Here is a 24,577-nt window from a genome sequence, read left to right as displayed (position 1 = left end):
CGGTTATGGAAGTCAGAAATCACAATAATTTATTGGGGGTTACTTAGCTGCACATCCCACCACGTGGGCAGCAGCTGGCGGATTTCCGGGCGGGAAAAACGGTCGTCGATCAGGTAGACGACGCCCTTGTCCGATTGCGTGCGGATGACCCTGCCTGCCGCCTGCACCACCTTTTGCATGCCCGGATACAAGTACGTGTAGTCGTAGCCGGCGCCGAAGATGTCGCCCATGCGCTGGCGGATCTGTTCGTTGACGGGGTTGATCTGCGGCAAACCGAGGGTGGCGATGAAGGCGCCGATCAGGCGCGCGCCGGGCAAGTCGATGCCTTCGCCAAACGCGCCGCCGAGCACGGCAAAGCCGATGCCGCGCGTGTCCAGGCCGAAACGGCCCAGGAATTGTGCGCGGGCAGCGTCGTCCATGCGGCGCGGCTGTTGCCAGAGTGGCACGTCCGGGTAATGCTGGGCGAACAAGTGGGCCGTCTTTTCCATGTAGTCGAAGCTGCTGAAGAAGGCCAGGTAGTTGCCCGGCGTTTCTGCGTATTGCTTCGCCATCAGCTGGGCGATGGGCAGCAGCGAGGCGGCGCGGTGCTGGTAGCGCGTGGAAATGCTGTCGGCCACGCGCACGGACAATTGCTCCGCCTGGAACGGCGATTCCACGTCGACCCAGGCCGTATTTTCCGGCATGCCCAGGGTGTCGCTGTAGTAATTCCACGGACTCAGGGTGGCGGAAAACAGGGCCGTGCTGTGGCTGGCCGCGAAGCGTTCCTTGAGGAAAGGCGCCGGGACGATGTTGCGGAGGCAGACGGTGGAACCGGTATCCGTTTTGCTGACGTCGAACAGCGAATGCTCGCCAAAGCTTTCCGCCAGGCGGTTGATCAGCAGCACGTCAAAGTAAAAGCGCTGCAAGTCCTCGTCCAGTGCGGCGGCATGCTCGGCCAGGTAGTCGCCGATGGCCGTCGCCACGCCTTGCAGGGCGCCAAAGAATTTGTCCGGCAACGCCGCATGCACGTGGTAATCGCCATCCTGCTCTTTCAACAAGGCCGTCCACTGGCGCGACAGGCGGTCCAGCGGCTTTTTCAAGCCCTCCGGCGCGAACTTGCGTAGCATTTTCAGGTCGATCTGCGCCAGCTCGGCCGAATACATGCTGCGCGCACGCGACACCATATTGTGCGCTTCGTCGACCAGCACGTTGACTTTCCAGTCGTGGGCCAGGGTCATGCTGTACAGCATCGCGCTGAGGTCGAAGTAATAATTGTAGTCGCCGATGACGACGTCGCTCCAGCGGGCCAGCTCCATGCCCAGGTAATACGGGCAAATACCTTGCTGCAATGCGATGGCGCGCACGGCTTCCTTGTCCAGGATCAAACCGCTGGCCAGCGCCACCTCGCGCGCCAGCGGCAAGCGGTCGTAAAAACCCTTTGCCAGCGGACACGACTGGCCATGACAGGCTTTGTCAGGATGTTCGCAGGCGCTGCTCTTGGCGCTCAGTTCCAGCACGCGCAGCGGCAGCAGGGGCGCGCTATCCTTGAGGATGGCGCAGGCGTCGAGCGCCATTTGGCGTCCCGGCACCTTGGCGGCGAGGAAAAACAGTTTATCCAGGCCATGCGCGGCCGTCGCCTTCAACATGGGAAACAGGCTGCCCACCGTCTTGCCGATGCCCGTCGGCGCCTGCGCCAGCAAGCCGCAGCCACGGCTGCTGGCCTTGTACATGGCTTCGGCCAGCTGGCGCTGCCCCGGGCGGAAGTCGGCATGGGGAAACGCCATGCTGGTCAGCTGCGCATCGCGGCTGGCGCGGTGCGCCAGTTCCTGCTCGGCCCAGTCGAGGAACAGCGCGCAATGCTGTTCGAAGAACATGCGCAGCGCCTCGGCCGTGCACTCCTCGTGCATGACCGTTTCCTTCTGGCTCGCGATGTCGAAATACACGAGCGCCACGCGCAGCATGGGCAGGTTCAGCTGCTGGCACAGCAAATGGCCATAGATTCGCGCCTGCGCCCAGTGCAACTGGCGGTGGTTGGCGGGCATCGTGTCCATCTCGCCCCGGTAAGTCTTGATCTCTTCCAGCTGGCGCCGCGCCGGGTCGTAGCCGTCGGCGCGGCCCCGCACGTGCAGGGGGCCGAAGTTGCCGGACAGGCTGATTTCGCGCTGGTAATCGTCGTCGCGCCGGCCAGTGACGGTGGCGTGCCCGGCCATGCCTTCCTGCGCCGTGGGCGAGGGGGTGAAGCGCAAGTCCAGGTCGCCTGCCTTGGCCGTGAATTCGCACAGGGCGCGCACGGCGATCGTGTACTTCCTGACGCTCATGCGGCCGCCTCCCACTGCAGGTAGCACACGCTGACGGGCATGGCGTGTTCGGCGCAATACGCGATCCAGCGCAACTGGTTGTCTTGCAGGCGGTCGCCCGGACCCTTGACTTCGATCATGCGGTAACGCCGTTCGGCCGGCCAGAACTGGATTAAATCGGGAAAGCCGCTGCGGTTGCTTTTGATGTCGAGCAAGATGCGCTCGAACGCCTTCTTCAGGTGGATGGCCGGGATGCAGGCCAGCGCCAGATCCAGCAAGCCATCGTCCAGCACGTCCCAGCTGACGAAGGGCGAGACGATGCCGTGCTTGGCGGCAAGCGTGGCGCGGATGGCGGCGTGGTAGCTGCCGTCGTCCAGTTGCGCCAGGCAAGCGGCAAAGTCCAGGCTGCGGCGCTGGTAAAAATCGGCGCTGTGCAAGTCGGCCGGGCCACGGTGAAATGGGTGGAAGAAGGCGCCCGGCATGGCCTTGAAGATGGCGGGCCAGCAAAGCAGGCCGAACAGCGAGTTGATCAGGGTGTTTTCCACGTAATACACGGGCGCGTCGTCGTGGCTCAGGTGCTGCTGCACCACCCCTTCCACATAGCACGCTTGTTCAGGGCAGGGCAGCAGCAGGTCGATGCGTTCCACGCTGGCCGCCGCGCTGGCCGCCTGCTTCGCATGGCCCAGCTTGCGCCGCAAACGGGGGGCCATGCGCATCAGCAATTGCTGTTCCGCTTCGCTTTCCGGCGCGGCCAGGGCGATCGTCAGGCGCTCGTAGGCTGCTTGCGGCTGCTCATCCTTTTCCAGCACGCGGATGGCGCGGCCACGCGCGCCCGGATAGCGGCAATCGGCGTAGGCGCGGTAGGCGGCCGGCCAGTCCTGGCATTTTTCCAGGTGCTGGGCGATCTGGAAGCGCAGCTTGTCGCGCCGGCTGGCCAGCCAGGTATTGTCCTGCGACAAGGGCAGCGCCGCCAGTTCCTGCAGCACTTCGTCCGCGGGCGCGCTGTCATTGTAGCGTTCGCGGCACTGGTGCAGCACTTCATAGTGCTCGATATCCTGGCGCGTGCGAAAACCGCGCGAAGCGGGCGAGAATTCCACTTTTTCATATTGGTACACACCCAGGTCGGACAGCACGAATTCCGACCAGTCCTGGTGATAGTTGCCAAAGTAAATCAGGCGCAATCGGTCGCACAGCGCTTGCAGGCCGAGGCGGTACAGCACGTCGCCGGAGGCGGGATGCCAGGCGGAAAACGGCTTCTCATTCACATGCTGTTCGCGCAAGGTGTCCAATTGTTCCGCCTTGCGCGCCGCCTTCAGGGGCGCGGCGAGGTCGAAGGCCTGGGCGATTTCCGCTTTCAGCAGCAGTTCGAACAGCTCGTCTAGAGAAATGACCGGATCGGCCACCACCCAGCCGGTGGCCAGCAGGGGCAGGGCGGCTGAGCGCGTGTCGCCGATTTCCGGATAATTGAGCTTGCTTGCGCGAAACAAGCAACCCTTGCGCATGACGAGGCGCACGAACAGGGCGCGCGACGGCAGCGGTAGTGCGCCGAAGTCGGCGATGAACTGCGTTTCCTCAACACTCAGCAGATCGGCGTAACGCGCGCTGATCCAGTTCAGCACATCCTGGAAATTATCCAGATAGTACAGGGGATTTTCCAGGACTCTCAACATGGGGGCAATAGGCAAGGTGATCGGTTTTACTGTGTTTATATACAGTTTAAACCTTCAGCCGCCGCTTGCACAGCGATTTTGTGTTCAGCCAGCCGTGCTGTAGGCAAAACAGCTGTCGAACTTTTCGTAGGGAATCAGTTCCGCGCGCAAGCCAGCCAGTTCGATATCGGTCAGCAAGCCCCGGTGCGCTTCCTTGCGTCCCTTCGGCAACAGCACGTCGTAATCGATGATGTCCCTGGCCAGCAACGCTTGCAGCACTTCGGCCTGGCGCGCCGTCAGGTAGCGCGCATGCGTGCCCAGGGTGTTTGCCAGTTGTTCCTTGAATTCCCCGTCGCTGACGTCGTTGTACGTATCCTGGTCGGCCATGCTGTTCAACAACATGTGAAACAGGAACTCCTGCAGGTTCTTTGCCAGGTATTGGGCTTCATCCTGGTCATGCCACAGCAGCACGACGGGCATGTCGCCATCGTGCTGGCCAGATGCGAAGAAGCAGTAGTGGTCGCCCGCGCCCGTTTGCGCGAACGGGATAAAGCGGAAGGCGGGATCGATCTGCCGGTAATCGTCGGGATCGGCCAGTTCTTCCATGGCTGCCGCTGCGGCTTTGACGCTCAGCAACTCGAAATCGTCCGCATGCAGCAGCAGGGTGGGCCGCTCGGTCAAGGTGGGATAGACCAGCTTGTACCAGTCGGGGCCGTATTCGCCCACGGCCAGCATGCCGTCGCGGTCCAGCTGCCGGTACAGCGCAGGATAAGTGAAGCCGTGTTGCTGTTCAATTTCTGCCAGTGTCATGTTTTCCCTGTTCAACGTGAGTCATGCGGCAATGATAGCCGAGGCGATGGCGCGCACGGCTGGTCCCACGGCGACAATGATGCGCATAATTAATAAACATTTTTGTTTACTTATGTGGCGTGCTCACGTAGTCTGGCCAGACCATCTCCATCGAGCCCGCATGAAAAACATCATCCTGATTTCCGCCGCCTGTTTGCTGGCGTTGCTGTCGACCATCGGCGCCTCCCTGCCGTACCCGATCCTGCCGCCCCTGTTCGCGGCCGAGGCGCCGAATGCTTTCAACAATTTCCTCGGCTTGCCATCGAAACTGCTGTTCGGCCTGGCGCTGACCATCAACCCGCTGGGCTTGCTGATCGGCTCGGCTTTGCTGGGGCCGCTGTCGGACCGCTATGGCCGCCGTCCCTTGCTGATGCGCACAGCCGTGGGCGCCGCCATCGGCCACGCCTTCACGGCCTGGGCACTGGTGATCCAGTCCTATCCCCTGTTCATCGTCGCCCGTTTCATCACCGGTTTGCTGGAAGGTAACGGCGCCGTGGCGCGCGCCATGCTGGCCGACCAGCTGACGGGGCCGTTGCGCCTGCGCGCCATGTCCTGGCTGAATGGCGCGTTCTACCTGGGCTGGCTGGTGGGGCCGATCCTGGCGGGCGCCACCCTGCATTGGGGCGTGACGGTGCCGTTCTGGATCGCCGCCGCCGCCCTGATGCTGGTCGCCGTGCTGGTGGCCGCGGGCTTGCCGCGCGAAACTCCGTCCCTGCTGACGACGTCGTGGTGGCAAGTGGCGCGCGACCGCCATTCGCTCAATTTGCTGCGTCATGACGAGCTGCGCACCCTGTTTATCGTGCAACTGGCGCTGACCTGCGGCGTGGCCAGTTTTTACGAGTTCTATCCGCTGTGGCTGGTCGAGACGGCCAATTACCATGCGCAAGAGATTGCCTGGGTGAATGTGGGCCTGTGCGGCACGATGACGATCACTTCGCTGCTGGCGGGCGGTCCCAGCCGCCATGCACCGCTGCTGCGCGCCAGCTGGTATGCGTGCGGCGTGGCGCTGGCCGTGGGAATCTTGGCGCTGGGCAATATCTGGGTGGGCATCGCCGCCATCGTGCTGTTCGGCATTCCGAATGCGCTGTACAACACGGTGATCCAGGGCTGGTGCGCCGAGCGCTTCAGCGCGCATGGGCAGGGCGCCGTGATGGGCTTGCTGGCTACCACCTTTTGCATCGCCAACATCGTCGTCGCCCTCAGCGGCTCCGTGCTGACCCTGATCGATACGCGGCTGATCCTCGTCGCGGGCGCCTGTTCTGCCGCCTGGGCCGCGTGGCGCATGGCCGCCTGGCGCCGCCAGCTGGCCGGCGCCGTCGATGCCGAGGCGGTGGCATGAATACGTCCGAGCAGACGCTGTTCTTGCTGAAGATGCGCGGGCCGCAGACGGCGCAGCAACTGGCGGCTTTGCTCGATATCACCTCCATGGGCGCGCGGCGCCAGCTGGAAGCGGCGCAGGACAAGGGCCTGGTGGCTTGCGGGGACGTGGCCGACAAGGTGGGGCGCCCGTCGCGGCGCTGGCAGCTGACGCCAGCGGGCCACGCGCGCTTTCCCGACCGCCATGCCGACCTGACCCTGGAATTGATCGCGCAAGTGAAAACCCTGTTCGGCGACGAGGGGCTGGATAGACTGATCGGCGCGCGCGAGCGCAGCAGCGAAGCCGCCTACGGCAAGCTGGTCGACCCTGGGCTTGATCTGGCGCAACGGGTGGACAGCCTGGCGCGGGCGCGCGATGGCGAAGGTTACATGGCCCATGCGGAACCGCAGGACGATGGCAGTGTCTTGCTGGTGGAAAACCATTGCCCGATCTGTGCGGCCGCCAAGGCGTGCCAGAATTTCTGCCGCGCCGAACTGGCCATCTTTCAGCGGGTATTGGGGGACGATTGCACCGTGGAACGCAGCGAATATCTGCTGGAGGGGGGGAGGCGCTGCGTGTACCGGATCATACCTATCGGGACCTGAAGAATCAGGCCCCGATAGCTGCAAACTGACTTCTTGTCAAATTACTTCTTGGCAGCCTTCGGCTTGGCGGCAGGCGCCGCCTTTTCAGCCGCGGCGGTGGCGCCGCCCGTCGCCTTTTCCGTGGCTTGCGCCACTTGCGCGCTGGCCTTGGCGATCTGCTCTTCTACCGTTTTCACGGCCTGTTTCGTGGCCTTGGTCACTTGTTCGTAGCCGAGGAAGGCGTTGTCGATGGCGGCCTTGACGATGGCGACGGCGTTTTCCGAGCCTGGCGGCACGTTTTTCGTCACGTCGTAGATAAGGGCGCTCAAATTGCTTTTCGCTTCGGCTACATGGGCTTCGGCGGCCGTCGTGAATTCCGTGTGGATTTCCTTGATGATGTCGTCGAGTTGCTGTTTATACGCTTTCGCGCCGGCCACGCCCGGTTGCAGCTGGGCAGCGGCGGCGGCCATGGCGGCCTTCGGATCCTTGGCCTGACTGATTTCCTTGCTGGCGGCCAGGCCATCCTCGATGCCGGACTTGGCGGTGGCCATGTTCAGCGCCAAGACCTGTTCCACGCCTTGCACGGCCTTGGAGGTGAGGGTGTTGAAGGTCATCAGCTGGAATTCAAACAGGGCCTTGGTGGCCGTTGCGAATTGTTCGGGATTCGTAAACATGTGGTCTCCTCGGTTTGAATAGATACGTTCTTATCGTTCCATACTCTTTCGACGCCGCATTGCCATCGCTTGCTCTCAAGCCGGTGCCCCGTGTGGTCATGGCCCCATTATTTAACAAGCGCCGGTTTTTCGCAACGGCTATCTTTGTACGGTCCCGAGGCCAGTTCCCAGCCAAATCCCAGGGTCGATTGGGCGCACGACAGGGTGCCGTCGATCTTGCTGCGCCATTTGTACCAAGGGGCAGGTCCGGCCATTGCGCCAGCGCAAACTGCCAGCAGGGCAGTGGCGATAAGGTATTTCATGGGTGCTCCGAAAGAAATGCTTGCTGGCATTGTAGCGCGCTTGCCCGTCAGGGGGCGGGCGCTTGCGGCGCGGCGGCGGGCAGCTGCAAGGTGAAGGTGGTGCCGCTGCCGTCGCCGGTGCTGCTGGCAACATGGATATGGCCGCCCAGCACGCCCGTGACGATGTTGTGCGCCACATGCAGGCCCAGGCCCGACCCGCCGGAACCGAGCTTGGTCGTGAAGAAGGGGTCGTAGACATGCACGAGGTCATCGGCGGCGATGCCGACGCCCGTGTCGGCGATAGACAGGGTGATCGTCTGCCCGTCGTCGCTGCCGCGCGCGGCGATGGCGATGGTGCCGCCGCTGCGGCCCTCGAAGGCATGGCGCAGGCAGTTTTCCAGCAGGTTGCTCAGGACCTGGCCCAGCGGACCCGGATAGCTGTCCATGGCCAGGCCCTCGGGCACGTCCTGCGTCAGGCTCAGGCCGGCGGCCTTGAGCGGCGTCGACATGGGCAGCATCAGTTCGGCGATGAACTGGCGCAGCAGGAAGTGGCGGCGCTGCGAGCTGGCGCGGTCGACGGCGATCTGCTTGAAGCTCGACACCAGGTCGGCGGCGCGCTGCAGGTTGCGCAGCATGATGGCGTCCGCCTCGCTGGCCTGGGTCAGGTAGGCGCCCAGTTCGGAGCGGCGCAAGCCGTCGAGGAAGCTGGCCTGGATTTCGCGCGTGCGCTCGGCCATGGTGGTGGCCACCACCAGGCCGTTGCCGATCGGCGTATTGAGTTCGTGCGCGATGCCGGCCACCAGCGCGCCCAGCGCGGCCAGCTTGTCGCGGCGCACCAGTTCTTCTTGCGTGATGGACAGGTTTTCCAGCGCGGCGGCCAATTCGAGGTTCATTTGCTCCGAGTGTTCCTTGGCCTGCGTCAGCGCTGCCGTGCGTTCGGCCACCAGCTCTTCCAGGTGGGCGCGGTGGCGCTGCAGCTCGCGTTCGTGGCGCATGCGGCCAATCGCGATGCCGGCCAGGTCGGTGGCCGTGTCGATCAGTTCCAGGTCGCGCGCGTCGGGCTGGCGCACTTCGCGGTAGTACATGGCGAAGGAGCCGAGCACGGTGCCATCCTGGCCGAAGATGGGGCGCGACCAGCAGGCGCGCAAGCCGAATGGCGCCGCCAGTTCGCGGTAGGGCGCCCACAGCGGATCGCGCATGATGTCGGTGACGACCACCGGTTCGCGCAGGAACATGGCCGTGCCGCAGGAACCCACGCCGGGGCCGATGGCCACGCCTTCGAGCAGGGCCATGTATTCGGCCGGCAGGCTGGGGCCGGCCGCGCTATGCATGTGGATGCCGTCGTCGTCGAGCAGCATGATGGAGCAGAGCACGCCGCGCGACTGGCCTTCGATCAGCAGCAGCAAGTGGTTCAGGGTGGGGATCAGCGGCGCGCCCTTGGCGACCATTTCCAGCAGGGCGCTCTGGCCCGAGCGCATCGCTTCGGCGAGGTTGCGTTCGGTCAAGTCGATGATGCGCGCATGCACCAGCTGGCGGCCGGGCACGGACAGGCGCATCAGGCGGATTTCGCAGGCGATCGGGTGGCTGTCGCGGTGGCAGCAACTGGCGCGGAAGACGACGATCTTGCCTTGCAAGGTATCGCGGATCTTTTCTTCCAGCAGTTGCGGCGAAGCGCGGCCGTCGCTCTGGTGCCTGGGGAACAGCGGTTCCATGCCGCCTTGCAACAGCTCGGCCAGCGGCATGCCGAACAATTCTTCGGCCAGGTGGTTGGCGTCGATCAGCAGGCGGTTGTCGATATCGAACAGCAGCACGGCGTCGGGCGAACCGGCCAGGATGGAGTGGTAATTGACTTCCAGCGTTTGCGGATGCAGGGGGCGCGGCGGCGTGGCGGCGCGCGGCGCGGGCGCCTCGGCCTTGTGCAGCGCCAGTTCCATGAGGATTTTTTCCGCCACGTCGCGCGCATTGAAGGGCATCTTGATGTAGTCGGAAGCGCCGGCGCCCACGCTGCGGCCTTGCTCTTCGGCGCTGGGGGTGGCCGACATCAGCAGCAGGGGCACGCCGTGGCGTCCGCCCGCATTGCGCAGGCGCATGCAGGTGGCGCCGATATTCGTGCCCGCCAGGGCCGCGTCGAGCAGGATCAGGTCCGTGCCGCCGGCCGCCAGCTCCACGCCTTCGTCGATATCGCCCGCCAGCCCCGTACCCAGGTTATGCCGGTCCAGCACATACAGCAGTTCGCGCACATCGTTCGGCGAATTGCTGACCAGCAGCACATTGGCCCGGTCAGTGATGGAAGAAATCAACTGGTTCATGGTGTCGCGCCCTTACGCGTTTCATGGGCCTAGTATTACATCAAGGCAAGTAGGAGTAAACGATAATTCTTGATGACTAAAAGCAATGCGGATGGCCCTCGTTCACGCGGCGTTTTGCACGGCAGGCGCCGTGGCCAGGTCGGCGCGCGCCTGTTCGATGCGCGGGTAATTGTCCTCGATCCAGTCGACCAGCACGGCCAGGCGTTCGGCCGCCTCGCGTCCCAGCGGCGTGAGGCTGTATTCCACCTTGGGCGGGATCACCAGGTACGCCTGGCGCAGCACGAAGCCGTCGCCCGCCAGCGCTTCCAGGGTTTGCGCCAGCATTTTTTCGCTGACGCCGCCCACTTCGCGGCGCAGTTCGCTGAAGCGCCGCGTGCCGCTCAGCAGCAGTACCAGCACCAGCACGGCCCAGCGGCTGGTCAGGTGGCTGAGCACGGCGCGCGACGGGCAGGCGGCCGCCAGCAGGTGCGCGCCCTGGTTTTGGCGGGCGAGGGCGGCGCGCAGGCTGGCGCCGGGAGTGTCTGTGGACATGATAGTTGGCCTTCGAAGTTTGGTATCCAAGAGTACTTACCAAAAGGTACGTACTTACAATTGGTAAGTAATAGTCCTATTATAGGGTTTTACCACCCACGTACCAAGGAGAAATCATGATCGTCATCACCGGCGCCACAGGCAACCTGGGCCAGCACGTCATTGCCAGCCTGCTCAAATCCGTCCCTGCAGCCAACATCATCGCCGCCGTGCGCAACCCGGCCAAGGCCGCCAGCCTGGCCGCACTGGGCGTGCAAGTGCGCCAGGCCGATTACAACGATGGCGCCAGCCTCGATGCGGCGTTCAAGGGTGCAACGAAAATCCTGCTGATCTCGTCGAGCGAAGTGGGCCAGCGCGCGCAGCAGCACCAGAACGTCATCGATGCGGCCAGGCGCGCCGGCGTAGCCCTGTTGGCCTATACCAGCGTCTTGCGCGCCGACACGTCGCCGCTGGGCCTGGCCGCCGAGCACGTGATCACGGAAGCGGCCATCCGCGCATCCGGCTTGCCATACACTTTCCTGCGCAACGGCTGGTACCTGGAAAACCATACGGAACACCTGGCGCCCGTGCTCGAGCATGGCGTCGTGCTGGGCGCGGCGCAAAACGGGCGTTTCTCGTCGGCCGCGCGTCTCGACTACGCGGCAGCCGCCGCTGCCGTGCTGACGGCGGCCCAGCCGCAAGCCATCTATGAACTGGCGGGCGACCAGGGCTTTACCCTGGCGGAATATGCGGCCGAAGTGGCGCGCCAGTCGGGCAAGGCGATTGCGTACAAGGATATGCCGCAGGCGGACTTCAAGGCGGCGCTGGTGGGCGTGGGCGTGCCGGAAGGCTTTGCCGATCTGCTGGCCGATTCCGATGCGGGCGCGGCCAAGGGCGGCCTGGAAGACCATGGCAAGCAATTGAGCGCGCTGATTGGCCGTCCGACGACGAGTCTGCATGACGCCGTGAAGGCGGCGCTGGCCAAATAAGGGGAGGGTGCCGCAGGGATGCGGCATTCTGGAATCATTCTGGAATGAAAAAAGCCGCAAACTCGTGAAAGTTTGCGGCTTTTTTGCGAATTAGGTAATGGTGCCCACGAAGGGACTCGAACCCCTACACCCGAAGGCACATGGACCTGAACCATGCGCGTCTACCAATTCCGCCACGTGGGCACTGATGCTGCTACTGCTATATCTCACTACTGTACTGCGGATTACAACGAAAACGACTCGTTGCTGGTGGTGCCCACGAAGGGACTCGAACCCCTACACCCGAAGGCACATGGACCTGAACCATGCGCGTCTACCAATTCCGCCACGTGGGCATTGTGCTGCTTTTACTGCTATCGACTACTTTACTGCGGATCACAACAATGAACAACTTGTTGCTGGTGGTGCCCACGAAGGGACTCGAACCCCTACACCCGAAGGCACATGGACCTGAACCATGCGCGTCTACCAATTCCGCCACGTGGGCATTGTTACTGCTTGCTGCTTGCTGCTTGTCGCTGCATGTTCTGCAGCGAGGACAAAATCATAAGGGCTGGCGCGCATTCGGTCAATCAACATTTTGCACTTTTCTGCAAGAAACATGTTTTTTCGCCTGAAAAGGGCTTTTCCCTATGAGAAAAGGCTGAATCTGCCTCTTTTTTCAGCGTTTTTGATGACGGATGGCGTTCGCTGGAGTGCGGGGAGTGAATGTCATTGCCTGGCAGGTGTGAGGCGATTGCGGGGAGGGGGAATAGATTTTCGTTTCGGAAATGAAAAAAGCCGCAAACTCGTGAAAGTTTGCGGCTTTTCTGCGAATTAGGTAATGGTGCCCACGAAGGGACTCGAACCCCTACACCCGAAGGCACATGGACCTGAACCATGCGCGTCTACCAATTCCGCCACGTGGGCACTGATGCTGCTGTGACTTATTACTTTTACTGCTCGAGTACTTGTTGAAAAATAACTTCACAACAATTCTGCTATTATAGCGACTTGAAGAGTTTTGCGCCAGATGAGCTTTCGCTCCATACTGCACATCAACCCTGTACCGCTTTCCTGCAACTGCATCCCCGTGAAGGTTTGTCGCTGCAAGAGACCGAGATTATAGAGCAATATTTGCCGAAGTCAAATGCATTGCGCAGCTTTTCTCCTTTTTTTCATCGGCGGGGCACTTGTTCGGTTTCCGCTACGCTGTCCGTTAGGCAAACCAAGGCGTCCTCCGGTACACTACCGGACATCACCGTGTCAATATTGACGGTGATGTCATCGGTCTTTGTCTTCCGTTTGATCACTGTCAATAACAACTATAGAAATACTTTTGAGCCAAAATACCCACACCATCCCCAGCCGGGAGGACATTCTCGGCATATTCCGCAGCGTCAGCGCGCCTCTCGACCCGCAGTCTCTCGGGAAAACGCTGCAAGTGCATGCCGATTCCATGGATGTCCTGGTCCGTCGCCTGAAGGCGATGGAGCGCGACGGCCAGCTCAAGTCTGACGCCAGCGGTGTTTTCAGCCTGGCCGACCAGAGCGCGCTTGTCGCCGGTCGCGTCACCAGCCACCGCGATGGCTTCGGCTTTGTCATTCCCGACGACGCCAGCGCCGACCTGTTCCTGCCTGAGAAAGAAATGCAGAAAGTACTGCATGGCGACAAGGTCATGGCCCGCATCGTCGGCACGGACCGCCGCGGCCGTCCGGAAGGCACGATCGTCGAAGTCACCTACCGCGCCAATACCCACGTCATCGGCCGCCTGATCCAGGAAAACGGTACCTGGGTCGTGGCGCCGGAAGACCAGCGCATCGGCCAGGACATTTTGGTCACCGGTTCGGTGGGCAAGGCGAAGGCCGGCCAGATCGTCAGCGTCGAGCTGACGGAGCAACCGATGCGCTTCAAGCAGCCGGTCGGCAAGATCGTCGAAGTGCTCGGTGCGCTCGACGATCCCGGCATGGAAATCGAGATTGCCGTACGTAAATTCAACGTGCCGCACGTCTTTTCCGCCGCCGCCTTGAAGCAAGCTGAAAAGCTGCCGTTCGAAGTGCGCGCCGCCGACCTGAAAGACCGTGTCGACCTGCGCGACGTGCCTTTGGTAACCATCGATGGCGAAGACGCGCGCGATTTCGACGATGCCGTGTATTGCGAACCCGTCAAGATCGGCCGCGCCAACTGCTTCCGCCTGATCGTGGCGATTGCCGACGTCAGCCATTACGTGAAACCGAACGACGCGCTCGATATCGACGCGTTGGAACGCAGCACGTCCGTCTACTTCCCGCGCCGCGTCATCCCGATGCTGCCGGAAAAGCTGTCGAATGGCCTGTGCTCGCTGAACCCGGCCGTCGACCGCCTGACCCTCGTCTGCGACGCCGTCGTCAGCGACAAGGGCGAGTTGAAGGCGTACCAGTTCTATCCGGCTGTCATCCATTCGGCCGCGCGCCTGACCTACGACGAAGTCGCTGCCGTGCTGGGCAACACCAAGGGACCCGAAGCGGCACGCCGCGCGGACATCCTGCCGCACCTGCAGAACCTGGAAGCCGTCTACCGCGCCTTGCTGAAAGCACGCACGGAGCGGGGCGCCATCGATTTCGAGACGACGGAAACGTATATCGTCTGCAATAGCGCGGGCAAGATCGAAAAGATCATCCCCCGCACGCGCAACGAAGCGCACAAGATCATCGAAGAGTGCATGCTGGCGGCCAACGTCTGCGCGGCCGATTTGTTGCTGCGCAACAAGCATCCAGGCACCTACCGCATCCATGCCAGCCCGACCAAGGAAAAGCTCACGCAAGTGCGCACCTTCCTCAAGCAGGTGGGCCTGAACCTGACGGGCGGAGACACGCCATCGGCCTCCGATTACCAGACCCTGATGCAGCAGATCAAGGCGCGTCCCGACGCGGCCCTGCTGCAAACGATGCTGCTGCGCTCGATGCAGCAAGCCGTCTACAGCCCGGACAATATCGGCCACTTCGGCCTGGCCTACGAGGCGTATGCCCACTTCACCAGCCCGATCCGCCGCTATCCCGATCTGCTGACGCACCGCGCCATCAAGGCCATTCTGCAAGGCAAGAAATACGAGCCGAAGCTGTCTGAAAAGACCGTGCTGAACACGAACGTGTCGAACGCCACGCGCAAGCAGCAGGCGAAGGACAAGGCCGACGGCAAGCCGAAGAAGACGGATTTGACGATCTGGGACGCGCTGGGCGTGCATTGCTCGGCCAACGAGCGCCGCGCCGACGAAGCGTCGCGCGACGTGGAAGCCTGGCTGAAGTGCTACTTCATGCAGGACAAGCTGGGCGAAGAGTTTACCGGCACCATCACGGGCGTGACGACGTTCGGCGTCTTCGTGCAATTGGATACCCTGTTTGTCGAAGGCCTGGTGCACGTCACCGAGCTGGGCACCGATTACTTCCAGTACGACGATGCGCGCCATGAATTGCGCGGCGAGCGCACGGGCAAGCGTTATCAATTGACCGACCGTTTGACGGTGCAAGTGGCGCGTGTCGACCTGGAAACGCGCAAGATCGACCTGCGCCTGGTCACCGATGCGGAACTGGCGGGCGAAGAAGCTCCAGCCAAGCCGAACGGCAGCGGCAAGCGCAAGGGCGAAAAGAAATCGATGGTCAAGCCCGGTCCAGCGACCGAGCAGCGCCATGAGATCAAAACCAGCGTCAACAACGGTGGCAAACCCGGCAATGGTTCCGGCGGCCGTGCCAACGGCGCCAAGGCGCAAGCCAAGCCTGCAGCCAAGGCTGCGCTGAAGGAAGCCCCGAAGGCGGCGGCGCCCAAGGCCGCCGCGCCGAAACGCAGCAAGAAACCAGCCGCGGCACCCGCTGCGGCGGCACCACGAGCAGCAAAAACTGTATCTGTATCAAAAACAAGCAAGAAGAAACGATAAATAATGAAGAATAAAATGATTTTCGGCTTCCACGCCGTCACCTCGCGTCTGCGTCATGAAGCGTCGTCCGTGGAAGAAATTTTTGTCGATGCCAGCCGCGTCGACGGCCGCATGAAGGACATGATCGCCGCAGCCAAGGCTGCCAACGTGCGCGTCATGCCTGTCGACTCGTCGCGTCTGGACAAGATCGTCGGCACGCGCCGCCACCAGGGCGTGATCGCGTTTGCCTCGCAACTGTCGCTGGCGCGCAATCTCGATGAGTTGCTGGACGCCATCGACGGCCCGCCGCTGCTGTTGATTCTCGACGGCATCACCGACCCGCACAACCTGGGCGCCTGCCTGCGCGTGGCCGACGGCGTCGGCGCACATGCCGTCATCGTGCCGAAGGACCGCGCCGTGGGCCTGAACGCCACGGCCGCCAAGGTCGCCAGCGGCGCCGCCGAAACCGTCCCGTACATCACCGTGACGAATCTGGCGCGCACCATGCGTGAACTCAAGGAACGCGGCATCTGGCTGATCGGCACGTCGGACGACGGCGAAAAAGGCTTGTACGAAGCCGATTTCACGGGCCCGACGGCCCTCGTCATGGGTTCCGAAGGCGAAGGCATGCGCCGTTTGACGCGCGACACCTGCGATATCCTCGTCAGCATCCCGATGTTCGGCTCCGTCGAGAGCTTGAACGTGTCGGTCGCTTCCGGCGTCTGTCTGTACGAAGCCCGCCGCCAGCGGATCGCTTTGGAAGCTTAAGAACGTCCTGAACGTTTTGTAGCGCTTCCATGATCGGCCGCCGCCCTGGTGCTGGCGGCCGATTTGCTTTCCCCTCCAGCATTCCCCCGCCGAATACGCTACCATTTGCGTTCCACCTTATTCATTGTCATTATGTTCCACCACCTGCGCGAAGATATCAACAGCATCATTGAACGTGACCCCGCCGCCCGCAATGGCTGGGAGGTGCTGACCTGTTATCCGGGCTTGCACGCCATCGTCATGCACGGCTGGGCGCACTGGTGCTGGACGCGGCACATGAAGTGGGTAGGGCGCTTCATTTCGTATATCGGCCGCATCATCACGGGCATCGAGATCCATCCGGGCGCCGTCATAGGCCGGCGCGTCTTCATCGACCATGGTTTCGGCGTGGTGATCGGCGAGACGGCCGTCGTCGGCGACGACTGCACCATCTACCAGGGCGTGACCCTGGGCGGCACCTCGCTGCACAGCGGCAGCAAACGCCATCCGACCCTGGAACGGGGCGTCATCGTCGGCGCCGGCGCGCAGGTGCTGGGCAGCTTCACGGTGGGCGAGTACGCCAAGGTGGGCTCGAACGCCGTGCTGCTGAAACCCGTGCCGTCCGGCGCCACGGCCGTCGGCAACCCCGCGCACATCGTGCAAAAGGATGTCAGCGCCCTGCGCGAGGGCAGCACGGCCCATTTGTTCGCCGCGTATGGCGTCACGCCCAACGGCGACGATCCCCTGTCGAAAGCCCTGCAAGGCTTGATCACGCACGCCGTGGCGCAGGAACAGCGCATCGAGACCATCCTCGCCACCCTGAAGGCGGCGGGCATCTGCTGCCAGGGCGTGCCCGAGTGTGATAAATTTGATTCCGAGCAAATGAACAAGCTGGTTGATTAAGGATACAGGCATGACTACAGACGCAAACGCAGCAGAGAAAAGCAGCGACAATCCGAATCTGCTCGACCCCTTCGAGATCCGCGTGCTGGCCGTGCTGGCCGAAAAGGAAGCGCTGACGCCGGACAGCTACCCGCTGTCGCTGAACGCGCTGACGAACGGCTGCAACCAGCTGTCCAGCCGCGACCCCGTCATGGCCCTGTCCGAAGAAACCGTCTACGACGTGTTGCAGCGTTTGATGCAGCGCAAATTCGTCAACGGCATCACGCAGGCGGGTGCGCGTGTCGCCAAGTACGAACACCGCATGCGCATCAAGTGGTCGCTGGAACAGGATAAATTGGCCATCCTGACGATATTGATGCTGCGCGGCTTGCAGACGGCAGGCGAGATCCGCAGCCGCAGCGGCAGGGTGCATGAATTCAAGTCCGTGGCGGAAGTGGAAGCCGGCCTGCAATTCTTGATCGACAAATACCCGCCGCTGGCGGCCAAGCTGGCTGTCGCGCCCGGCGCCAAGGAACCGCGCTACGGCCATCTGCTGGGCGGCGAAGAGGCGCTGGCGCAGATCGAGACGGCGGCCGGTTTTGCTGGCGCCGTCAGCGCGCCGCAGCAGGGCAGCAGGGTCGCCCAGCTGGAACAGGAAGTGCTGCAATTGCGCAGCGACTTCGATGGCCTGGCGGCGCAGTTCGAGGCGTTCCGCAAGCAGTTCGAATAGTTTTCAGGGCACGCCTATTGGGCCTGCGGGTCGAAATAGGCGGTCCAGGTCAGGCTGGAAGCGGCAAGACCCTGCGCCTTGCCAAATTGCGCCATGGCCTTGCGCGGTTTTGCCAGTCCCGCCAAGGCCACCCCCAGGTTGTAATGGGTATGGCTGTCCGTCGAGCCCAGCTTGAGCGCTGTTTCCAGTACGTTGACGGCGTCCCTGTACTTGCCCTGGTCGCACAGCACGGCGCCCAGGCACGTGATCAGGGCCGTGTCTTGCGGGGCCGCTTGCAAGGCGCCGCGCAGCACGGCCTCAGCTGCCGCCATGTGCGCCTCCCATTGCCCGGCATCGCCTTCGGCCAGCTGGATATGCGCCCTGCTTGCGGCGATGGCGTCCATTGCCGCCCTAACCAGGCCAGGCGGCGGAATTGCTTCCGGTTTCATAGTCGACGCTGGCGGTAAAATCCCAGTCATCGGTGTCACGCCCTGTCTTCTCGGACCAGGCCTCGGGAGCGACGCTCAACAGTTCCTCCAGCCACTCGTCCGTTTGATCGGGCATCAGTGTGGGGTTGGCCAGAACGCTGTCGTACGTGGCCTTGCCCGAGCCGACGACGAAACAGCGCGCATACAGGAAACTGTCATCCGACTTCCCTGAATCACCGGCCTGCTCCGCAAACACCTTGCCATCGAGCTGGTACAGTGCCTGCGCCAGGCACTCTTCGAAGCCCTTGATGTCCTTGACCGGCAACTCGGCGAGGGCTTCCGTCAATGGTTCCACCGCGGCATCGGCGTCGCCGTCTTGCAGGGCTTCACGGTCGATTTGCTCTATCAGCTGCCAAAATTTTTCTTCGTTCATTGTTCATTCCAGGTAAATGGTCCATCGATACTGAAAGAGGCCAGGCATGCAATGCCCGTGGCGCGATGCGTCCCGTCTGTGCATCTTGGGATTGTTTAGAATATCATCTTGCCCGAATGCCAAGCGCACAGTTTCTCCAAGTAACTTTTTGCATGCAACACCACAAACAATTCGACCAAACGTCCTTACCACATGACTTTTTCCTTCCTGTGCCGCTCCTGCGGCGAGACCCACACGGGCATGCCCAGCTTCGGCGCCGATGCGCCGTGGCTGTACGAGCAGATGGCGCCCGCCGAACGCGAAGCACGCTGCCAGCTCGACAGCGACGCCTGCATCGTCGACGAAGCGCACTGCTTCGTGCGCGCCACCATCGACATCCCCGTGCACGGCGCGGACGAGCCGTTCAGCTGGGGCGTGTGGGTGTCGCTGAGCGGCGACAGCTTCGACGCCTGGGACGCCTGCTTCAACGATGCCAAACGGGCGCACATCGGCCCCTTCTTCGGCTGGCTCAGCACGCAACTGCCCGTGTATCCGGACACCCTGAACCTGAAAACCCGCGTGCACCTGCGCGACGATGGCCTGCGTCCGGCCATCGAGCTGGAACCGACGGATCACCCGCTGGCCGTGGAACAGCGCGACGGCATCACGGCAGAGCGGGTGGCCGAGCTGTATGCGCGACTGATGCATGGCGCATGACAGGCCCGGCGTTGCAGCCGCTCCCTGTCGGACCGGTCATGTTTCCGGTATCATTCGGCATGAATACTATTTCCTTCCAACCGTTTGTTATTGGTGTCGCTGGCGGAAGCGGCAGTGGCAAGTCCACCGTATCCCAACAAGTGCTGGCGTCGTTCGGCGCCGACATGGTCTCGGTCGTAATGCAGGACGATTACTACTGCGACCAAACCCACCTCTCCCCTGAAGTGCGCCGGCAGCAGAATTACGACCATCCGCAGGCGTTCGAGTGGCCATTGCTGGTGCAGCACATCCAGGCCTTGCGCAATGGCGAATCGATCGAGATGCCCGAATACGACTTCACGCTGCACAACCGCTCCGACAGGACCATCTTGGTCAAGCCGGCGCCGGTGATCGTCATCGAGGGCCTGTTTGCCCTGTATGACGAAGACTTGCGCGACATGATGTCGCTGAAGATCTTTGTCGACACGGCCTCCGACGTGCGCTTCATCCGCCGCATGCAACGCGATATCACGGAACGTGGCCGTTCCGTGGAAAGCGTCATCGAGCAATACCTGGAAACCGTGCGCCCGATGCACAAGCAATTCATCGAACCGACCAAGCGCAATGCCGACGTCATTTTGCCGCATGGCGCCAATGGCCCCGCGGTCGACATGATTACGGCCAAGGTGGCCAGCGTCATCGGTCAATTGAAACCGGCCGTTTGAAGGCTGCCGGTGACGCAGCCTGCTGCGTCACCGCTCTCCCATCGACTCCGAGAACGTCTTGGTGATCGGTTTCGTCAGGTAGCGCAACACCGTCTTGCGGCCCGTGTTGATTTCCACGGTGGCCGTCATGCCGGGCTGGATCAGGATCGGCTCGCCATTCTTGCCCATCAGGTTGCGCCCGCTGGTCTTGATCTGCACGCGGTAGTACGGCTGCTCGTTACCCTTGTTGTCTTCGCTTAAAGTGTCCGCGCTGATGTAGCTGACGGTGCCGCGCAGGCGCCCGTAGATGCCGTAGTCATAGGCGTCCAGTTTCACAGCCGTGGGCAGGCCGGGCTTGATGAAGGCGATGTCGGCCGGTTTGACCTTCGCCTCGATGATCAGGTCATCGTCCGTGGGCACGATCTGCAGGATTTCCTCGCCCGGCTTGGCCACGCCGCCCAGTGTGGTGAGGCGCACGTTGCGCACGATGCCGTCGGTGGGCGCGTAAATGTCCGTCGAACCCAGCTGCTCCTTGCGCTGGGTCACGGTCTGCAGCACGCCGGCCAGGTCTTCCTGAGCTTTCACCAGGTCCGTCTGGCTATCCTGCAGGTATTTGTTGCGGCGGTTGGTAATCTGCGCCTGGATGTCGACCACCTGCCGCCGCAGTTTCAGCACTTCGGCGCGGCTGACGTCTCCCGTTTCCAGCAGCGGCAGATTCATTTCCAGCTCTTCCTTGATCAGTTTCATGGCGCTTTCCAGCGAACTCACTTCCGCCTGCACGGCGCCCTGGCGCTTGCTGAACAAGGCCAGCTGGTTGGCGCGAAATTCCGGAAACACCTGCAGTTCGGGCGGGAACTTCGGCGCGCCGCCAAATACTTCCGCCTGCAGGCGCGCCACGGCCGCCTTCAGCCCCGCCGCCTTGGCCGTGCTTTCCAGGTAGCTCGTTTCGGCCCGCGTGCGGTCGAAACGGGCCAGCAATTCGCCTTTCTTCACGACGCTGCCTTCATGCACGCGCAACTCGGCCAGCACGCCGCCATCGGCCACCTGGATGATCTGGTTGCGCGAACTGGCGATCACCTGGCCGTTGGCGCGCGTGACCTGGTCCAGCTCCGCCCAAGAAGCCCAGGCGATGACGCCCGCCAGCGCCGCCGTGCAGCTCCAGATCAGCACCCGGCCCCGTTTCGCTTCTTCCCTCGTTTCGACCTTGGCCAGTTTCATGCGACGGCTCCTTGCGCTGCCGCAGCCTGGACCACCGGCGCGGGCGCGGAAGCGGGAACGGCTTGCGGTTTGCCCGACAACTTGGCCAGCACGGCATCGCGCGGGCCGTCCAGCAGCACCCGTCCCGCCTGCAGCACCACCAGGCGGTCGAGCAGGGGCAGGAGGGCGTTCTTGTGCGTGGTGGCGACCATGGTCACGCCTTCGGCCGCCAGCTCGCCCAATAGCCCGACGATGCGCGCTTCCGTCTTCGCATCCATGGCGCCCGTCGGCTCGTCGAGCAGCCAGATGCGCGGCTTGGCCAGCAGCAGGCGCGTGACGGCGATCAATTGCCGCTGGCCGCCCGACACGCCCCGTCCGCCTTCGGTGATGCCCAGCGCCAGTCCCCGTGGCTGGCCCAGTATCAGCTCGATCAGGCCCGTGCGTTTGGCGGCGGCCAGGATCGCTTCCTCGCCCGGGTCGGCCAGTCCCAATAACAGGTTGTCGCGCAGGGTGCCGCTGAACAGCCGCGTTTCCTGCGGCAGGTAGCCGACCATTTCGCGCACCACGGCCGGCGCCAGCAGGGCCATGTCGACGTCGCCCAGGTAGGCTTTCCCCTCGGCCGGCAGGTACAGGCCCGATGCCAGTTTCAGCAGGGTGCTCTTGCCCGAGCCGATGGCGCCCACCAGGCCGACGCGCTCGCCGGGGCGGATGGCGAGGTTTTCCACTTCCAGCGCCACCTTTTGCGCGCCGCCATACGTAAAGCGGATGCGTTCGAAGCGCAAGCCCGTGTCGAGGCTGCGCGGCGTCAGCGCGAATTGCGCGTTGTCCGCTTCGTTGGGCAGGCTGATGACCTGTTCCAGGCCGTCGATCGAAGCGCGCGCATGCGCCCATTGCACCATCACGGCGGGCAGCTGCACGATGGGCATCAGGGCGCGGTTGCTGATGATGGTGCAGGCCATCAGGGCGCCCATGGTCATCTGGTTTTCGGCCACGAACCAGGCGCCCATGGAGATCAGCGCCACATTGGTCAGCTGCTGGAAGGCGGCCGTGATGTTTTGCGACAGGGCCGCATAGTCGCGGATATTCTGCTCCGCGTGGCTGCTCTCGGCCACCAGTTCGGCCCAGCGCGCCTGCATCATCCATTCGGCGCTGCTGCCCTTGAGCGTTTCGACGCCGTCGACGGCTTCCACCAGCAAGCCGGCCTTGCGATTGCTGGCGTTGAGGTTCTTGCGCGTATGGCTTTCGATGGCGCGCTGGAACATCAGCCCGCACGCGAGGGCCAGCGGCAGGGCCACCAGCGGCACCACCACCAGCCAGCCGCCGATGATGGTGATCATGGCGAGAAAAATCACGGCGAAGGGCACGTCCGTCAGCACGAACAGCGATGTCGACGTGAGCACGCCGCGCACCATTTCAAAGCCTTTCACCTGCGCCGCCAGGGTGCCGACGGACGCGGGGCGCGCCTCCATGCGGATGCCCAGCATGCGCTGGAAAAACCACTCTGACAGTTCATGGTCGACGTCATTGCACGAGTGGTCGACGATGCGGCTGCGCACCTGCTTGAGGATGAATTCCAGGCCGATCGACAGGGCCACGCCCACCACCAGTACCCACAGGGTGCTGAAGCTCTGGTTCGGGATCACGCGGTCGTACACCTGCATGGAAAACAGCGAGGTGGCCATGGTGAGCAGGGTCACCAGCGCCGTGGCCAGCACGGCGTCGACAAACACGCTTTTCTTCAGCCACAGGGCGTTGCGCACCAGGCCCAGGGCGCCGGGGCGGGCGCCGCTTTTTTCGCTGCGGCGCGGCAGCCCCACGCAAGCCAGGCCGGCCAGCGAGGCCAGTTGCAAGGCGCGCCCGTCGATGCCTTCGCCGCGCCAGGCGCCGTCGGCACCGCGCGACTGCAGCAAGCCCCAGCCCGTGCTGGCGCTGTAGACGGCGAACGGCAGCTCGCCCGGCGTCGGCTCGTGCAGCGCGCGCGCCGCGCCTTCCAGCCCGGCCGCCTGCCAGATGGTGGTCAACACCACGCCGGGGGCGCCGTTGTCGTCGACGTCATCGAGCTGGCGCTGCAGGTCGGCCAGGCGGGCGGCGGGTACGTGCTGTCCCGTCAGGCGGGCGGCCCGCTCGATGAGTGTCAGCAAGCCATGTTTGATGGAGGTATCCACGCTGTCTCCTGTTCGTGTTCTGTGGCGGTCAATTGGCGCGCACCGACGCGGCCGGCGCCGTGCGCCCGGCCAGGGTGCCCGTTTGCGCGGCCAGGCGCAGGCTGGCGGCGATCGCCTGCGCGCGCGTGTCTTCCAGCGAAAACTGCGCCTGGGTCGCTTCGCGCACGGCGTTGAGCACGTCGTTCCAGCTCTTGCGGCCGATCACGTACTGGCGCGCATACGATTCGAATACCTGCGTCGAGGTGGTGCTGGCCTCGCCCGCGTTGCCCAGGCGCTGGCGGCTCGCCTCGGCCTCGTTCCAGTCCAGGGTAAAACGCTCGCGCACCTCGCGTTCGGCCACGTCGTGCGCGGCGCGCGCGCCTTCGCGGCGGGCCACGGCGGCATCCACGCCCGCCTTGGCCGACAGGCCGGCGCCCGGCTGCGCCTGCAGCACCAGCATGGCGCGCGTGCGGTTGTCGGCATTGATGCCGCCCGTCGGCTTTTCCATGCGCAGCACGACTTTCGGCATGTAGGCCGAGCGCTGCATGGTGATTTCGGAATCGGCTGCCTGCGCCTCGAAATCGAGGCGGTGCAGGGTGGGGGAATAGTCGATGGCCTGGCGCATGACCCGCTCCAGGCTGGCGTCGGGCAGCGGTTCGCCCACGCCGATGCCGGTGGTGCTGACGAGGCGCACGGGCTTGCCCGCCAGCTGCGACAGCTGCGCCAGCGCGTTTTCCAGCGCCTGGCGCGCATTCGACACGTCGTTGGCCGCCTGGTAGGCGCGCGACTCGGCCAGGCGCTGGTCCGTCTGCGAGCTGACCGACTGCACCACGCGGCGCTTGATCATGTCCAGCAGGCGCTGGTGCTCGGCCAGGCCCGCCTCGGCGGAACGCACGCGCGCCGTCTGACGCAACGCCTCGGTATAGGCGGCGATTACACGCAGGGACAGGGTCAGGCGTTCTTCCTCGATGGCGGCGCCGGCCGCGTCGACCCGGCTGCTGGCGGCATCGATGCCGGCGTCGATGCGCCCGCCGCTCCACAGCGGCTGCTCGATGCGCACCACGCCGCCCGTTTCCTGCGAACCGGTGGGCACCTCGGCCGACAGGCTGGGAAAGCGCTGCCATTGCGCGCCATCGAGGTCGGCCCGCGCGGCTGCCTGCGCCGAGCGCCTGCCCTGCACGGCGGGATGGCTTTGCAGCGCCTGCTGCAAGACCTGGTCGAAGTTCCAGGCGGTGGCGCCCTGGGCGCCGGCGAAAGGGGTGACGCTGGCCATGGCGACGGCTGCCAGTACAGCCGCGATGCAGGGCAGGAT

General features: G+C 63.6%; 21 protein-coding genes and 4 tRNA genes. 9 read left to right on the top strand and 16 right to left on the bottom strand.

Annotated features, from left to right (window positions below):
- Positions 1 to 29: 29 nt before the first annotated feature.
- The 3 genes from O0881_RS13915 to O0881_RS13905 form a co-directional block, all read right to left on the bottom strand.
- A complete protein-coding gene (locus tag O0881_RS13915) occupies positions 30 to 2,297 on the bottom strand; it encodes an ATP-dependent DNA helicase (RefSeq protein ID WP_289911793.1) in 2,268 nt (755 codons plus the stop codon).
- Positions 2,294 to 3,946 (bottom strand): VRR-NUC domain-containing protein, encoded by a 1,653-nt coding sequence (locus O0881_RS13910; RefSeq protein WP_289911791.1) that lies wholly within the window; start codon positions 3,944 to 3,946, stop codon positions 2,294 to 2,296. The genes O0881_RS13915 and O0881_RS13910 overlap by 4 nt, the downstream gene beginning before the upstream one ends.
- Positions 3,947 to 4,030: 84 nt before the next feature.
- Positions 4,031 to 4,735 (bottom strand): SMI1/KNR4 family protein, encoded by a 705-nt coding sequence (locus O0881_RS13905; RefSeq protein WP_289911790.1) that lies wholly within the window; start codon positions 4,733 to 4,735, stop codon positions 4,031 to 4,033.
- Between the two features lie 160 nt (positions 4,736 to 4,895).
- On the opposite strand from O0881_RS13905, the gene O0881_RS13900 reads away from it, so the two are divergent.
- Positions 4,896 to 6,113 (top strand): MFS transporter, encoded by a 1,218-nt coding sequence (locus O0881_RS13900; protein WP_289899103.1) that lies wholly within the window; start codon positions 4,896 to 4,898, stop codon positions 6,111 to 6,113.
- Complete coding sequence (locus O0881_RS13895) at positions 6,110 to 6,736, top strand: metalloregulator ArsR/SmtB family transcription factor (protein ID WP_289906636.1); 627 nt, start codon at positions 6,110 to 6,112, stop codon at positions 6,734 to 6,736. Before O0881_RS13900 ends, O0881_RS13895 begins: the two co-directional genes overlap by 4 nt.
- A 41-nt stretch (positions 6,737 to 6,777) precedes the next feature.
- On the opposite strand, the gene phaP is transcribed toward O0881_RS13895, so the two are convergent.
- From phaP to O0881_RS13875, 4 genes are all read right to left on the bottom strand, one after another.
- Positions 6,778 to 7,389 (bottom strand): TIGR01841 family phasin, encoded by a 612-nt coding sequence (gene phaP / locus O0881_RS13890; RefSeq protein WP_077402186.1) that lies wholly within the window; start codon positions 7,387 to 7,389, stop codon positions 6,778 to 6,780.
- Between the two features lie 107 nt (positions 7,390 to 7,496).
- Positions 7,497 to 7,691, bottom strand: a complete 195-nt coding sequence (locus tag O0881_RS13885; RefSeq protein ID WP_099664698.1) for a hypothetical protein — start codon at positions 7,689 to 7,691, stop codon at positions 7,497 to 7,499.
- A 47-nt stretch (positions 7,692 to 7,738) separates the two neighbouring features.
- Positions 7,739 to 9,979, bottom strand: a complete 2,241-nt coding sequence (locus O0881_RS13880) for an ATP-binding protein (RefSeq protein ID WP_289899100.1) — start codon at positions 9,977 to 9,979, stop codon at positions 7,739 to 7,741.
- Between the two features lie 102 nt (positions 9,980 to 10,081).
- Complete coding sequence (locus O0881_RS13875; RefSeq protein ID WP_289911789.1) at positions 10,082 to 10,510, bottom strand: helix-turn-helix domain-containing protein; 429 nt, start codon at positions 10,508 to 10,510, stop codon at positions 10,082 to 10,084.
- A gap of 116 nt (positions 10,511 to 10,626) precedes the next feature.
- On the opposite strand from O0881_RS13875, the gene O0881_RS13870 reads away from it, so the two are divergent.
- Positions 10,627 to 11,478: an SDR family oxidoreductase gene (locus O0881_RS13870; RefSeq protein ID WP_289911788.1), complete on the top strand. Its 852-nt coding sequence runs from the start codon at positions 10,627 to 10,629 to the stop codon at positions 11,476 to 11,478.
- 98 nt (positions 11,479 to 11,576) lie between these two features.
- On the opposite strand, the gene O0881_RS13865 is transcribed toward O0881_RS13870, so the two are convergent.
- The 4 genes from O0881_RS13865 to O0881_RS13850 all read right to left on the bottom strand — a co-directional run bounded on the left by O0881_RS13865 (position 11,577) and on the right by O0881_RS13850 (position 12,387).
- Positions 11,577 to 11,661, bottom strand: a tRNA-Leu gene (locus tag O0881_RS13865).
- A gap of 67 nt (positions 11,662 to 11,728) precedes the next feature.
- Positions 11,729 to 11,813: transfer RNA gene (locus tag O0881_RS13860), tRNA-Leu, on the bottom strand.
- A gap of 67 nt (positions 11,814 to 11,880) precedes the next feature.
- Positions 11,881 to 11,965, bottom strand: a tRNA-Leu gene (locus O0881_RS13855).
- Between the two features lie 337 nt (positions 11,966 to 12,302).
- Positions 12,303 to 12,387, bottom strand: a tRNA-Leu gene (locus O0881_RS13850).
- 409 nt (positions 12,388 to 12,796) lie between these two features.
- Here O0881_RS13850 and rnr point away from each other — a divergent pair.
- The 4 genes from rnr (at position 12,797) to O0881_RS13830 (ending at position 17,705) form a co-directional block, all read left to right on the top strand.
- Entirely contained in the window at positions 12,797 to 15,367 is a 2,571-nt protein-coding gene (rnr, locus tag O0881_RS13845) for a ribonuclease R (protein WP_289906640.1), read from the top strand.
- A 3-nt stretch (positions 15,368 to 15,370) separates the two neighbouring features.
- Complete coding sequence (gene rlmB / locus O0881_RS13840; protein ID WP_034756912.1) at positions 15,371 to 16,114, top strand: 23S rRNA (guanosine(2251)-2'-O)-methyltransferase RlmB; 744 nt, start codon at positions 15,371 to 15,373, stop codon at positions 16,112 to 16,114.
- 132 nt (positions 16,115 to 16,246) lie between these two features.
- Entirely contained in the window at positions 16,247 to 16,996 is a 750-nt protein-coding gene (gene cysE / locus O0881_RS13835; RefSeq protein ID WP_099664693.1) for a serine O-acetyltransferase, read from the top strand.
- 10 nt (positions 16,997 to 17,006) lie between these two features.
- Positions 17,007 to 17,705 (top strand): DUF480 domain-containing protein, encoded by a 699-nt coding sequence (locus O0881_RS13830; RefSeq protein ID WP_289911787.1) that lies wholly within the window; start codon positions 17,007 to 17,009, stop codon positions 17,703 to 17,705.
- Between the two features lie 14 nt (positions 17,706 to 17,719).
- Here O0881_RS13830 and O0881_RS13825 read toward each other — a convergent pair whose 3' ends face one another.
- Positions 17,720 to 18,088 carry a tetratricopeptide repeat protein gene (locus O0881_RS13825; protein ID WP_289911786.1) on the bottom strand — a complete coding sequence of 123 codons (369 nt, stop codon included), beginning with the start codon at positions 18,086 to 18,088 and terminating at the stop codon, positions 17,720 to 17,722.
- 7 nt (positions 18,089 to 18,095) lie between these two features.
- Complete coding sequence (locus O0881_RS13820) at positions 18,096 to 18,545, bottom strand: DUF4240 domain-containing protein (RefSeq protein WP_289911785.1); 450 nt, start codon at positions 18,543 to 18,545, stop codon at positions 18,096 to 18,098.
- 192 nt (positions 18,546 to 18,737) lie between these two features.
- Here O0881_RS13820 and O0881_RS13815 point away from each other — a divergent pair, with 192 nt between their 5' ends.
- Together O0881_RS13815 and udk are read left to right on the top strand one after the other, a co-directional pair.
- Positions 18,738 to 19,241, top strand: a complete 504-nt coding sequence (locus tag O0881_RS13815; protein ID WP_289911784.1) for a DUF2199 domain-containing protein — start codon at positions 18,738 to 18,740, stop codon at positions 19,239 to 19,241.
- A 59-nt stretch (positions 19,242 to 19,300) separates the two neighbouring features.
- The gene (gene udk / locus O0881_RS13810) at positions 19,301 to 19,945 is read left to right on the top strand and encodes a uridine kinase (RefSeq protein ID WP_289906644.1); all 645 of its coding nucleotides are present in this window, start codon (positions 19,301 to 19,303) and stop codon (positions 19,943 to 19,945) included.
- A gap of 27 nt (positions 19,946 to 19,972) precedes the next feature.
- On the opposite strand, the gene O0881_RS13805 is transcribed toward udk, so the two are convergent.
- From O0881_RS13805 to O0881_RS13795, 3 genes are read right to left on the bottom strand one after another with little or no spacing between them, the layout of a single operon-like run.
- Positions 19,973 to 21,142 carry an HlyD family type I secretion periplasmic adaptor subunit gene (locus tag O0881_RS13805; protein WP_289911783.1) on the bottom strand — a complete coding sequence of 390 codons (1,170 nt, stop codon included), beginning with the start codon at positions 21,140 to 21,142 and terminating at the stop codon, positions 19,973 to 19,975.
- Complete coding sequence (locus O0881_RS13800; RefSeq protein WP_289911782.1) at positions 21,139 to 23,286, bottom strand: ATP-binding cassette domain-containing protein; 2,148 nt, start codon at positions 23,284 to 23,286, stop codon at positions 21,139 to 21,141. Before O0881_RS13800 ends, O0881_RS13805 begins: the two co-directional genes overlap by 4 nt.
- A 28-nt stretch (positions 23,287 to 23,314) precedes the next feature.
- The gene (locus O0881_RS13795) at positions 23,315 to 24,538 is read right to left on the bottom strand and encodes a TolC family protein (RefSeq protein ID WP_289911781.1); all 1,224 of its coding nucleotides are present in this window, start codon (positions 24,536 to 24,538) and stop codon (positions 23,315 to 23,317) included.
- Positions 24,539 to 24,577: the final 39 nt, after the last annotated feature.

Source organism: Janthinobacterium sp. SUN100, assembly GCF_030397705.1.
Taxonomy (GTDB): Bacteria; Pseudomonadota; Gammaproteobacteria; order Burkholderiales; family Burkholderiaceae_D; genus Janthinobacterium; species Janthinobacterium kumbetense.
This window is presented reverse-complemented; position numbering and strand designations above follow the sequence as displayed.